Origin of the sequence: Propionibacterium sp., assembly GCF_047719395.1 — a bacterium.
Taxonomy (GTDB): Bacteria; Actinomycetota; Actinomycetes; order Propionibacteriales; family Propionibacteriaceae; genus Propionibacterium.
Genome location: NZ_JBDNTB010000017.1, coordinates 33,603 through 45,830, shown reverse-complemented (window position 1 = coordinate 45,830; position 12,228 = coordinate 33,603). Strand labels below are relative to the sequence as shown.

The window sequence follows — 12,228 nt, the reverse complement described above, 5'->3', positions numbered from 1 at the left end:
GTCTGGGGGTCGCCCCCCATCTGCCCCACCGCCGATCGAATGTAAACACCCGCGACCTCCGCCGTGCGGCCCCCTGTTGGCACCCCCGGCCGCGGTCATGTGACGGCGGCCTGGTGCTTGGGGGCGAGGAAGATGTTGAAGGGTTCTCCAGTTTGGCCTCGTTGCCTCCTGCCCCCTCGCGAACGATGGTCGCGAGGGGTTCGTTGAGTTCGGTGCAGATCTGATCGGGTTCAGACCCGGGGAGGATCCCAGAAGAGACGGCCCGGTTGAACCGCTTGTGCACCTATATTGGTGAATTCTTGGGTGAAATGGCAGGAAATTCGGTGTGCTCTCCCTCGGCGCAGGATTTTCCTGTATCGGGGTTGCGAAGCAACTCGCCAAACACGGAGTTCACCTGCTCATTGGCCGCAACAGTGATCAGCAATTCCAGCTGCTGCTATATCAAGTCGCCAGTTCCCAGTTTCCTCCAGCGATGTGGCCGAGCCATTGCGGGGGTTCTCCGCGAGGACGAAAATCCCCGAGTTCTGACCGGCGATGTGACCTCGATCGGCGCGAAGGCCCACGCCGTGACGATGGCTGATGGTGCCGGCTGCGAGGGTAGGATCCTGCTGATCTCCACGGGTGCGAAAATGAACTTCTCCGGCACGCAGGGCGCTGACGAGTTCAGCTCCCCGCGCTACTCCGTGCACGATGTGCTGCTGCCCAGCAGCTGAGAACGTTCCGGTGCTGTCAAGAACTGGCTGCGCGACTATTTCTCCAACGACCGCACCGAGTTGATCGTGGGTGCTCCCGCCCCGAACCCGTTCCAGCTCGCCGGGGCCGCTAATCCGCGGAACTACCCTGGCCGGCCAACTCTGGCATACCCGTACCCGAGATCCGGTGGTACCTGATCAGATTGACCGTGCACGCAATGGTGATCGCAAGAGCCGCTCCGACAAGCGTGAAGCCCATCCGTTGCAGGTCGAGGAGATGGGTGTTCTTCCCGTAGGAGTTGATGAGTACCACCGTCATGCTGAGCAGGACCACGTACTCCCAGTACGGTTTTTCCGTGACATACAAATACAGGCAGGCCCACAGCGTTATGAGGCCGAGAAGCAGCATCACGGGATCGGGCACGCCGGCCAGGGCCAGGATTGTCACGACTGCCAAGCCACCGACGGTGCCCCCGACTCGCTGCCACATCCTGTGCCAGTTCAGCGGCTGGAGTGGGTTGGTGAGCACGTAAAGCGTCATCGTGATCCAGACCCAGCGCGTGTTCGGGAAGTAAGTCTGCCCCACCACGACCACGGAAGCGGAAACCAGCCCGAGCAACACCCCGTACAGGAATGCACCCTTCGGGTCGGGAACCTCCTTTACTCTGAGGGTACGTTTCCCCGCCATCCTTTCCAGCAGGAAAATGGCCCAGCATCCGCCGAGGAAGACGATCACGACCACGGAAATCAAGTAAATGGGTGTGACCGAGGGCTCGCCCTTGCTGAACAATGGTGGAGGTTGCCGCATGAAATATGGCGTGAGAATCATCACCTGCATCACAGCGCTGTTCACACCCCGGCTTGCTGCCACGCCAAAGCCCACGCCGAGCAGGAATACGATGACCGCGAGTAACCAGACCTGGCCTCGGCACACGATACCGATGGCTCCGAACACGCCGAGTGCAGCGGTGGCCATGAGGCTCACCTTCGGGCCGGCACTGACCCACGACAATGTGGCCACCATTATCCCGTACATGGCGACGCCATAGAATCCGGGCCATATGAAGGTGAAGGGAATCACAGGCGCGGCCATGCAAAGCATGAGCACCGCGAGCTTGACTCCGAACGGGATGCGTTTCACTCTCGCAGAATAGCCTTTCGTACCGTTGCCAGTTGAATTACTAGCGGTCATCACTCATTTCAATGGGAGATTGCACTCACAGCACGAAATACCCTGGCCCTTCGGCCGGAGTAGTTCGGGACTTATCTGGGATTTCATGCACACGTTTCAAGGAGTTCTCCATCACCCGCCCGCCGAACGGGATTTGACACAAACAGACTCCACGAAGTCACACATATCAGTCCGTCTTCTCGTCGTGGCCGCCGAAACCCTTACGCATCGCGGAGAGGATCTTGTCCGAGAACGAGTCCAGGTCGCGCGAGGCGAATCGGGAGTAGAGCGCGCTGGTGAGCACCGGCGCCGGCACACCCACATCGATTGCCGCACGCGAGGTCCAGCGTCCCTCACCCGAGTCGGATACGCGCCCGGAATACTCATCGAGCGTGGGGGACTTGTGGAGCGCGTCGGCAGTGAGGTCGAGAAGCCAGGAACCGATCACGCTGCCACGCCGCCACACCTCGGCCACCTCCGGAAGATCGATGTCGTACTGGTAGAAGACCGGGTTCTCCAGAGGGGCTGTCTCGGCATCCTGCTCGCGCGCGGCGCGACCGGCATCGGCGTGCTTGATGATGTTCAGGCCCTCCGCGAAAGCGGCCATGATGCCGTACTCAATACCGTTGTGCACCATCTTCACGAAGTGCCCAGCACCGTTGGGCCCGCAGTGGTAATAGCCGTATTCCGATTCGGAGGGCTCGCCAGTACGACCCGGAGTGCGGGGTGCCGCGTCGAAACCGGGCGCGATCGTAGCGAAGATCGGGTTCAGACGATCCACGACGTCGTTCTCGCCACCGATCATCAAGCAGAAGCCGCGCTCGAAGCCCCAGACACCGCCACTGGTGCCGACGTCGACGTGGTGAATACCCTCCTGACGCAGCTCGGCTGCGTGCCGGAGATCGTCGTGGTAGTAGCTGTTGCCGCCGTCAATGATCGTGTCGCCCGGCTCCAGCACCTCAGCCAGCGAAGCGATCGTCTTGTCGGTGATCTCGCCGGCCGGCACCATCACCCACACCGCACGGGGCGCCTCGAGCTTCGCCGCGAGATCGGCCATCGACTCAGCGCCGGTGAAACCTTCAGGCTCCGAGGACTCCAGAGCCTTCACGGCATCCGATGAGACGTCATAGCCGACGCAGTGGTGCCCGTCGGCGACGAGGCGGCGCACCAAGCCCGCTCCCATCCGGCCCAGGCCGACCATTCCAAGTTGCATGGGTGTCGTGGTGGTCATGTTCAGTTCCTTTCGGAGTGAATTCAAGCGGTGTGTGGGGTTGATTCCATTATCCGGGCAGGTGGTTGTTTGGTCAGGCTGCCAGCGCAAGCTGGCGGCATTCGTACTCTAACGGGCTTGTTGCTCCCGATCCTGGGATGGCGTCGGTGGTAGTTACTCGTTCCTGAAGATGGACCAGGGCGATTCATCGGCTGCGTTGTCCCAGCACGCGGCGGGTGTGACCGTCGTGCACGACACACAGATCCGCCCAGCCCCGTCCGGTGGTCAGGTAGGTGATGTCGGAGAGTGCCTGTTCCCGTGGATCGTGTCCGGCGGGTGCCAGGTTCGGGGGCTGATCCCTGCGGTCCCCTGCGCGCGCACGGGCTTTGCGAGCGTTTCGCGTGAGATCAGGAGGTTGGCCTCATACGAGGTTGGCCTCATACAGGGCCAACCTCCTGGTCCGTGGCGCTCCATACATATCCTTGAGGCCTCACGGCCATGCTGATGGCACCGATCATCACGCAGGCGTTCATCGACGGAGAACTGCTGGATGCCATGCTGGCGGATTTGTCGTTGAGACTTGGTGGGGTTGCACGCACGTTCCAACCGCCCGAAACCTGCGGGCAACCCCAAACCTGGCTGAACACCACATCTAGACGATGCGACTCCCACCCCATCACGGACTGGGCACCCACGCTGGGCGCACATCAGCGCCCTCCTGGAAGGAACCCTCGCGCGTGTCGTGCCGGACGCGATGGCTTTCGCCCTCGCGACGCCGAGGTGCTGGTCGTTGCGATGGGAGTGTGGATACTAATCAGGATTGCGCAGAAAAATGCTGTCCAGTGGACTGGCCGTGCTCTGCCGGAGCACCAGTGACGTCGGGATCGAGACGTGAGTGGTGACGTCCTGCTCGCCCGCTGCGAGGCGAACAGCAAGATCGGCGCCGCGCGCTCCTATTTCTGCGACGGGCTGACGGACTGTGGTCAGACCGAAACTCGCGGCCATCGGGTGATCGTCGAAGCCGACGACGGAGACATCCTGCGGCACCCGAAGACCCTGGCGACGCAGGGTGTGAATCAATGGAATCGCGAGTTCATCCAGCAACACGAAGATCGCGGTGGGCGGCCGGGTTTTGTCGAGGATGCTCTGGGTCGCCAGCTCACCAGCGTTGGGCGCAAGCACAGCCGGTACGGAGATATGGTGCACCACCGCCGCCGGCGACAGCGTCTTCACTTCTTCCTCGAAGCTGTCTCTGCGGGTGTCACTGCTCCAGAAGGCGCCGTGGTGCTGCGAGGCCGATCCCACCACGGCGAAGACTTGGTGCCCAAGCGACACCAGGTGGCGTGCGACCCTGCGCGCCGCCTGATCATCGTCGATGGATGCGTTGGGATACGGTCCCGCGGACATGTTCAGGAACACCAACGGCATGTGGAGTCGGCTGAGGTGCGCGGTCTCATCCTCTTGCAGTTTGAATGAAGTCACAATCATTGCGTCGGCATTCTTCCGGGCGGGCAGGGTACGGAAGAATTGCTCACGCTCCGCGGCTGTTCCCGCCCGATACAAGATGAGATCCATCTGGTGATCGTGGATCACCGTGTAGGCGCCTTGCAGGATCTCCGAGGTGAACCAGTGCGCAAGACTGCCGCCGTTCAGAATGGCGATCCGGTCGGTCCTTCCGGATGCAAGGCTGGAAGCACTGCGGGTCGCGCCGTACGAGAGCGTTTGCGCGGCCTCCAGAATGCGAGCCCGGGTGGCCGGCTTCACCTGCCCGGGTCTGCGAAGCGCACGTGACACGGTTGCCGTGGAGACCTCGGCCAGTCGCGCAACGTCTGAGATTGTCGCTTCCTCTGATCGCCGTGCCATACATCCCTCTCGTGCAACAACCTCGTTTTCAGCGTGGCCGAACACTTGGCAACGTGACAATCAACAGGGTACCATGTAAGCGTTTTCATTCTATGAGGCCAGCACCTCCGCACAATGAGCAACTGTCTGGAGTGCTGCACTCTCTGTAACGAAAGGCGAGCAAAGATGATCGCTCTACGCGTGGACGAGCGTCTGATCCATGGCCAGATCGCCATGGCGTGGTGCCGGGCACTGCAGATTCAAGGAATCCTGGTAGCCAATGACGAGGCGGCAACCAACAATGTCCAACAGATGGCGCTAAAAATGGCTGCGCCGCCAGAGGTCAAGGTATTGATCAAGTCGGTCAGCGATGCCGTCCGCATCCTCACGGCACCGGCCGCCGCGGACAAACGCCTGCTCGTGCTGGTACGAACCGTGCACGATGCCCTTCATCTGGTTGAACGTGTCGGCGGTATTGAAAGCGTTAACATCGGAAACGTCGGCAAGACGTCCGGCAGTACGGAGAGGACTCAGCTGAGCAGTTATGTACTGCTCACTCCCCCGGAACTCGCCGACTACAAGACTCTCGTCGAACTCACTCCCGAGGCGTTTCTGCAACCGGTTCCAACCGCGGAGAAGACCCTCGCCCGCGACGCCCTCACGAAACTCAAGTGAAGCTGAGGCGAGATCATGCTGTATGAAGCTGCAATCGTCGCCCTGATCGTCTTCGTCACGGTCGGAGGAGCAGAACTACTCGGACTCACCATGCTGAACCGTCCGATCATCATCGGCCCGCTGGTCGGTCTGGCGCTCGGCGATGTTCAGTCGGGCCTGCTGATCGGAGCCGCCCTCGAGGCGGTGTTCATGGGCGTGGTGAACATCGGAGGATCCAGTTCCGCCGAACCGGGCCTTGCAACCGCAGTCGGTACCGCGTTCGCCATCCACTTGGGCGGCGGCGCGGCGGTGGCCATTCCACTGGCGATCCCTATCGGGCTGCTAGGGCTCCAGGTCAAGACGCTCACCTACATCTTCATCGTGGGCTCGTTCGCCCCGGTCTTCGATCGATTGGCGGCACAAGGTAAGGCCAAGAGCATCGTTGGGTTGCACTTCGGCGCCTGGGGACTCCAGTGGGGGCTCTACTCCCTTCTGCCCTTCGTGGGCATACTCGTGGGCTCGGACGCGATCCAGGTTGCGGTCGATGCGATCCCAACCGTCGTCATGCACGGCCTGGAGATCTGCGGCAATCTACTGCCTGCCGTCGGCATGGCGATGCTCATGAAGCTGCTCTGGAACCGGGCGCTCGCAGTGTTCTTCTTCCTGGGATTCGTCGGGGTTGCCTACCTGAAATTGCCGCTCATCGCGCTTGCCGTGCTCGGTGTGATCATCGCTGTCGTCATCGCCCAGCGGGACTACCAGATCTCCAAGTTCGGACGGAAGTTGGAGGAATTCGCCCATGCACCAGCCGGAGGGCAAGCAGTTGTGATGTCCGGCGCTGATGCCGGACTGGACGATCTCAATGCAGACGAAGAGGACTTCCTGAAATGAAACTCACCCATGATCTCTCGAAGGATGAAAAGAAGCTTCTGCGAGGCACCTTCTGGCGTTCGATCACGCTCTATGCAGCGGTCAGTCCGGCAAAGCAGGGAGCATCCGGCTTCTGCTATGCAATGATCCCCTGGATCGAACGCTTCTACAAGAACGAGCAGGACAGACGCGCTGCGCTCGTGCGCCATGTCTCCTACTTCAACACCACGGTTCCGATGTCGAGCTTCATCATGGGACTCGCTGCCTCGATGGAGAAACAGAACAGCCAGTCCGAGGACTTCGACGTCAACTCGATCAATGCGATCAAGTCCAGCCTGATGGGGCCGCTCGCGGGCATCGGGGACTCATTCTTCTGGGGCGTGTTGCGCGTCGTGGCGGCCGGCATCGCCGTCGGTATGGCGCAAGCGGGGAACATAATGGCCCCGATCGTGTTCCTGCTGATATTCAATATCCCTGCGCAGCTGGTGCGCTACTACGGAGGTTTCCTCGGCTATACGCTCGGGTCCACGTACATCTCGAAGGTGTACGAAAGCGGGCTGATCCACATCCTGACCAAGGCGGCCAGTATCGTCGGCCTCATGATGGTCGGAGGAATGACCTATCAACTCGTGGTGTTCAAAACCACAATCTCCATGTCGATGGGCGGCACGTCGGTGTTGAAACTCCAAGACATGTTGGACCAGATATTCATCGGGATCATTCCTCTGTCACTCACTCTTCTCTGCTATTACCTGTTGAGCAAGAAGATCAGCATCAACTACCTGATCTTCGGGGTCATCGGCTTGGGCATCCTGATCTCCCTGCTCGGGATTGCGTAAAGGGACGGAACATCAACATGACCAAATGGTGGAAAAACGCCGTCATCTACCAGATCTATCCGAAGAGTTTTCTCGACTCGGATGGCACCGGCTGGGGAGACCTCAACGGGATTACCTCCAAGCTCGACTATCTACATTCGCTCGGCATCGATGCCTTGTGGCTGAGTCCGATCTATGAATCACCGCAGGTCGACAACGGGTACGACATCAGCGACTACCGACGGATCGACAGCCGTTTCGGCACGATGAACGATGTGCAGCGGTTGATAGACGGTGCACACGAACGAGGTATCCGGGTCATCATGGATCTGGTCGTCAACCACACCTCCGACGAGCATGACTGGTTCCGTCGCAGCAGGCAATCGCGCGACAACCCGTACAGCGACTACTACCTGTGGCGAGATCCGAAGCCCGATGGCGGGCCGCCGAACAACTGGGGATCACACTTCGGCGGTTCCGCCTGGGAATACTGCGCGGACAGGGACCAGTACTACCTGCACTACTACGCGTCCAAACAGCCCGACCTCAACTGGGAGAACCCTCAGGTGCGACACGAGATCTACGATCTCATGCGGTTCTGGATGGATCGTGGCATCAACGGGTGGCGCATGGACGTGATCGCGCAAATCTCAAAGTACATCGACTTCCCGGACTACCCGCCCCAGGAAGGCAAGGAATTCATCATCGGGCCGATGCACTACTACGGGCCGCGACTGCACGAGTTCCTCCAGGAAATGCACCGGGAAGTCCTGAGCAAGTACGACTGCGTTGCCATTGGTGAGGCGCCGGCCTCAACTCCGGAGATCGCACGTCTGCTCACAGATCCGGAACGTACCGAGCTGGACATGATCTTCACCTTCGAGCACATCGAACTCGACCGGGTTCCGAACTCGGTGAACCGCAAATGGGATCTGCGACCGATGGAGGTTCCCGAGCTCAAAGCGGTGCTCTCGAAATGGCAGTATGTACTGGTCGATCACGGCTGGAATGCCTTGTATTTCGAGAACCACGACCGAGCGAGGATTGTCTCCCGCTGGGGAAACGACACGGTGTACAGAAAGCAGTGCGCGACCGCATTCGCTACCGTGCTGCACGGAATGCAGGGCACTCCATTCGTCTATCAGGGCGAGGAGATCGGCATGGTGAATGCGCACTACGAGCTGAGCGATTATCAAGACATCGACATCAAGAACGCGTACCGCGCGTATGTCCACGACGCCGGCACGATCTCGGAGGAGAGATTCACGAAGGCTGTCTGGCAGGTGGGCCGCGACAATGCCCGCACGCCAATGCAGTGGGATGCCAGTAAGAACGCGGGATTCACGACCTCATGGCCCTGGTTGAAAGTCAACCCGCGATATGTGGATATCAACGTTGCTGAGGCACTGGCCGATCGCGATTCCGTGTTTGCCTACTACCAGCGGCTCATTGCCCTTCGTCACCAGGAACCGATCTTGGCCGAAGGAACCTACGAACTGCTGCTCGGAGACGATCCCGCACTGTTCGTCTATGAACGGATCTGGCACGAGCAGCGTTGGCTCGTGATCGTCAATCTCTCAGATCAGGAGCAGTCGACGGAGCATATCCAGCCGCTGCTGTACGACCGGTGGCGAGCGGTGATCGCGAACTACCCGGCGCCGCTGGCACAGCCCCAGTTGCGCCCATATGAGGCGTGCATTGTTGCGCGGATGGACGACGACGAGGGTCCGGACAGTGACAGCCAGCCCAACTGATTGTCCTGTCCACACGCTGAAAGGCGGCCGCCAAGGCGGACGCCCCACAAAAAGTCAGAACAGAGGGGAAACATGACTCACATAGTGATTGCCACGCACGGACATCTTGCGGAGGCATTGCAGGACGCCGCCGGTATGCTCTTGGGCAATGTGCAAGATGTGTCCACGGTGAACTTCGTTCCGGGACAGACCGTCGCGGAGTTGATCGCCCAGTACGCGAAGATCGTCGAGGGCAACGCCGACGAGGAGACGCTCTTCTTCGTCGACTTGTTCGGGGGCAGCCCGTACAACGCCGCGGTGCAGTTCATCGCTGGACGAACCGAATTCGACGTGGTCGCCGGCGCGAACCTGCCCATGTTGCTGGAGACTCTGATCAAACGTAAGCGCGGAGTGGGTCTCGACGAACTGGTTCACGTGGCCAAACAGCGCGGATCATCCGGGATCAGGACCTATCGTGAGGCGCTGGCGCAGATCTCGGATGCCGAAGCAGACGCCGACGACGATTCATTCTGAGACCCAAGCGTCATACACCCGACCAGAGAGTAACGGCTGACAGGAGTCACCACCTGAAAGCTGACAGATCAGGCCGTGGTTCGGCGCGATCCTTCGGCCAAGGATGGCCAGGGCCTTCTCCGGTACTCGCAGGACGCCCTTTCCGATCAGGCCGGACTCGACCACAACCACCCAAGCCGATGTCCTCCACGACGTCGTCAGTGCAACGAACCCGACAGCGGCGATCGGGAGCGCGGACACCGATGTGATGCCTTGAGTGAGAACCGGCGTGTGGAGGGCAGCGGCGCGGATCGTGGTCGACGTGCCGGCACCATTAAGGCGTGTCGTCCTCGCCGGGCACGCGCTCGAGGCGGGTCCAGCCCTTCCAGCCCCGCTCCTCCAGGAGTGTCAGCAGCCGCTTGGCAGCGGGTGCGGATTCGGCCATCGTGGTGTCCAGCAGGTCGACGAAGCTGTCGTCGAACCCGTCTTCGCGAATGTCACCGGATTCGACGGCTCGGGTGGTGATGCGGTCCAGGATGTCGGCGGCCTCGACCACACGCGGGTCGTCGGCGGTCCAGTCGAGCGCTCCGCTGAGCAGGGTGTACAGCCGTACCATGTCCGGGTCGTCCAGGTCGGCGTGCTTCTGCGCGATCACGGCGTCGATCTGCCCCGGGATCTGCGCGGCGACCATGATCCAGGCGTCCCGCTCCCGCTCGATGTACCGCTCCTCGATGCCGAGATCGCGGAGCCGGTCGAGGTAGCCGACCACACTCGCCGGGAGCGCCATGTGCTCTCCCGCGGCGAGCCGGGCCAGTCTCCTGCGGGTCTCCTGCACCTGCCGGACCTCGGCTCGCAGCCGCTTGTCGATCTGCCGAACCTCGTCGGCGAACTCCTGCGGATCGGCATCCAGGAGCTCTTCCACCTGGGCCAGTGGCACACCGGCGCTGGCGAGGATGTGGATGCGGATCAGCCGCACGACCGCGGCGGCGTCGTAGCTGCGATACCCGGAGCGGTCACGGCCGGGCTCGGGCAGCAGGCCGATCTTGTGGTAGTGCCGCACGGTCGCCACCGTCACCCCGGCGTAGGCGGCGAGCTGGCTGATCGTGAGCATGACATCCACCCTGCCTCAGGCGATCTTCCGCCGGTAGACGACCATCGTGGCGACATAGGCGGCGATGGAGATGCCGACGCACCAGGCGAGTGCGACCCAGATGTCAGAGCTGACGGGCTGCTGGGCGAACAGGTCGCGAATCGTGTTGACGATGGAGGTCACCGGCTGGTGCTCGGCGAACCACCGCACCGGGCCCGGCATCGACTCGGTGGGCACGAACGCGGAGCTGATGAACGGCAGGAAGATCAGCGGCTGCAGAACCGCGCTTGCGCCGTCCACCGACTTTGCCGACAGCCCCGACAGCACCGCCACCCACGTCAGGGCGAAGATGAACAGGACCATGATGCCCGCGACCGCAAGCCACCCCGGCACTCCGGCACCCGTGCGGAAGCCCATGAGGAACGCGACGCCCGTCACGAGCACGACGGAGATGGCGTTGGCAGTCAGCGAGGTCAGCACATGCGCCCACAGTGCCGCGGAGCGGGCGATGGGCATCGAGTGGAACCGGTCGAAGATGCCGCTCTGCAGGTCGGTGAACAGCCTGTACGCGGTGTAGGAGATGCCCATCGCGACCGTGATGAGCAGGATGCCCGGCAGCACATAGGCGATGTACTCGCCCGAGCCGGCATCCTGTCCGGTGTTCACCGCGCCTCCGAGCACGTAGACGAACAGCAGCATGATCGCGATCGGCATGACCGCGGTCGTGATGATGGTGTCGGGGCTGCGCGTAACGTGCTTCATCGACCTGCCGGTGAGCGTGGCGGTGTCACCGAGGATGTGGGTGGTCATGATGCTCCCTCCTCACCGGCGCTGCCGTTCGCGGCGGGGGCGTCGCTGTCCTCGCCCACGAGGGCGAGGAAGACATCTTCGAGGGACGGCTGCTTCTCGACGTACTCGACCTTCGCCGGCGGCAGCAACTTCTTCAGCTCGTCCAGCGTGCCGTCCACGAGGATCCTGCCCTGGTGCAGGATCGCGATCCGGTCGGCCAACTCCTCGGCCTCGTCCAGGTACTGCGTGGTCAGCAGCACCGTCGTCCCGCCCGCGGCGAGCTTCTCGACGGCCTTCCACACCTCGATCCGCCGCGCCGGATCCAGGCCCGTGGTCGGCTCGTCCAGGAACACCACCGGCGGGTCCCCGATCAGGCTCATCGCGATGTCCAGCCGCCGACGCATGCCCCCGGAGTACTCGCCGACCCTGCGTCCACCGTCATCGGTCAGCGTGAACCGGTCGAGCAGCCCGTCAGCGATCGCCCCGGGGTTCTTCAGGTGGCGGAGCCTGGCGACGAGGATCAGGTTCTCCCGCCCGGTGAGGATCTCATCGACGGCGGCGAACTGCCCCGTCAGGCTGATGGACTCCCGCACCTGCGCCGGCTGCGAGGAGACGTCGAAGCCGTTGATGCTGGCGGCTCCCGCATCTGCCTTCAACAGCGTGGACAGGATCCGCACGATCGTCGTCTTGCCCGCACCGTTCGAGCCGAGCAGGGCGAAGATGCTCCCCGAGGCGACCTCGAAGTCCACCCCGCGCAGCACCGAGACCTTCCCGTACGACTTCTCCAAGCCCCGCACCCGGATCGCCGGAACGAGGATCGATCCCTCCGTCATGAGCTCTTGCTCC

12 protein-coding genes are annotated in these 12,228 nt (G+C 61.9%); 6 read left to right on the top strand and 6 right to left on the bottom strand.

What is annotated here, in order from left to right:
* Positions 1-401 precede the first annotated feature (401 nt).
* On the top strand, positions 402-713 hold the full coding sequence (locus ABF648_RS04725; protein WP_415631142.1) for a hypothetical protein: 312 nt from the start codon (positions 402-404) through the stop codon (positions 711-713).
* A 109-nt stretch (positions 714-822) separates the two neighbouring features.
* Here ABF648_RS04725 and ABF648_RS04720 read toward each other — a convergent pair whose 3' ends face one another.
* The 3 genes from ABF648_RS04720 to ABF648_RS04710 all read right to left on the bottom strand — a co-directional run bounded on the left by ABF648_RS04720 (position 823) and on the right by ABF648_RS04710 (position 4,936).
* Positions 823-1,833 carry an FUSC family protein gene (locus ABF648_RS04720; RefSeq protein ID WP_415631141.1) on the bottom strand — a complete coding sequence of 337 codons (1,011 nt, stop codon included), beginning with the start codon at positions 1,831-1,833 and terminating at the stop codon, positions 823-825.
* A gap of 217 nt (positions 1,834-2,050) precedes the next feature.
* Positions 2,051-3,094, bottom strand: coding sequence for a phosphogluconate dehydrogenase (NAD(+)-dependent, decarboxylating) (gene gnd / locus ABF648_RS04715; protein ID WP_415631140.1), 1,044 nt, complete (start codon positions 3,092-3,094; stop codon positions 2,051-2,053).
* A 789-nt stretch (positions 3,095-3,883) separates the two neighbouring features.
* The gene (locus tag ABF648_RS04710) at positions 3,884-4,936 is read right to left on the bottom strand and encodes a LacI family DNA-binding transcriptional regulator (protein WP_415631139.1); all 1,053 of its coding nucleotides are present in this window, start codon (positions 4,934-4,936) and stop codon (positions 3,884-3,886) included.
* Positions 4,937-5,116: 180 nt separating this feature from the next.
* Here ABF648_RS04710 and ABF648_RS04705 point away from each other — a divergent pair, with 180 nt between their 5' ends.
* From ABF648_RS04705 to ABF648_RS04685, 5 genes are all read left to right on the top strand, one after another.
* Positions 5,117-5,590, top strand: a complete 474-nt coding sequence (locus tag ABF648_RS04705) for a PTS sugar transporter subunit IIB (RefSeq protein ID WP_415631138.1) — start codon at positions 5,117-5,119, stop codon at positions 5,588-5,590.
* Between the two features lie 15 nt (positions 5,591-5,605).
* Positions 5,606-6,460 carry a PTS mannose/fructose/sorbose/N-acetylgalactosamine transporter subunit IIC gene (locus ABF648_RS04700; RefSeq protein ID WP_415631137.1) on the top strand — a complete coding sequence of 285 codons (855 nt, stop codon included), beginning with the start codon at positions 5,606-5,608 and terminating at the stop codon, positions 6,458-6,460.
* A complete protein-coding gene (locus ABF648_RS04695; RefSeq protein ID WP_415631136.1) occupies positions 6,457-7,278 on the top strand; it encodes a PTS system mannose/fructose/sorbose family transporter subunit IID in 822 nt (273 codons plus the stop codon). Before ABF648_RS04700 ends, ABF648_RS04695 begins: the two co-directional genes overlap by 4 nt.
* A 17-nt stretch (positions 7,279-7,295) precedes the next feature.
* Positions 7,296-9,011 (top strand): glycoside hydrolase family 13 protein, encoded by a 1,716-nt coding sequence (locus tag ABF648_RS04690; RefSeq protein ID WP_415631135.1) that lies wholly within the window; start codon positions 7,296-7,298, stop codon positions 9,009-9,011.
* Positions 9,012-9,083: 72 nt separating this feature from the next.
* Positions 9,084-9,524 (top strand): PTS sugar transporter subunit IIA, encoded by a 441-nt coding sequence (locus ABF648_RS04685; protein ID WP_415631134.1) that lies wholly within the window; start codon positions 9,084-9,086, stop codon positions 9,522-9,524.
* A gap of 313 nt (positions 9,525-9,837) precedes the next feature.
* Here the strand turns inward: ABF648_RS04685 and ABF648_RS04680 are convergent, their stop codons facing one another.
* Genes ABF648_RS04680 through ABF648_RS04670 form a run of 3 tightly spaced genes read right to left on the bottom strand, consistent with a single transcriptional unit; the run spans position 9,838 to position 12,215 of the window.
* Complete coding sequence (locus ABF648_RS04680) at positions 9,838-10,614, bottom strand: MerR family transcriptional regulator (RefSeq protein WP_415631133.1); 777 nt, start codon at positions 10,612-10,614, stop codon at positions 9,838-9,840.
* A gap of 15 nt (positions 10,615-10,629) precedes the next feature.
* Positions 10,630-11,403 carry an ABC transporter permease gene (locus tag ABF648_RS04675; protein WP_415631132.1) on the bottom strand — a complete coding sequence of 258 codons (774 nt, stop codon included), beginning with the start codon at positions 11,401-11,403 and terminating at the stop codon, positions 10,630-10,632.
* Complete coding sequence (locus ABF648_RS04670) at positions 11,400-12,215, bottom strand: ABC transporter ATP-binding protein (RefSeq protein WP_415631131.1); 816 nt, start codon at positions 12,213-12,215, stop codon at positions 11,400-11,402. The genes ABF648_RS04675 and ABF648_RS04670 overlap by 4 nt, the downstream gene beginning before the upstream one ends.
* Positions 12,216-12,228: the final 13 nt, after the last annotated feature.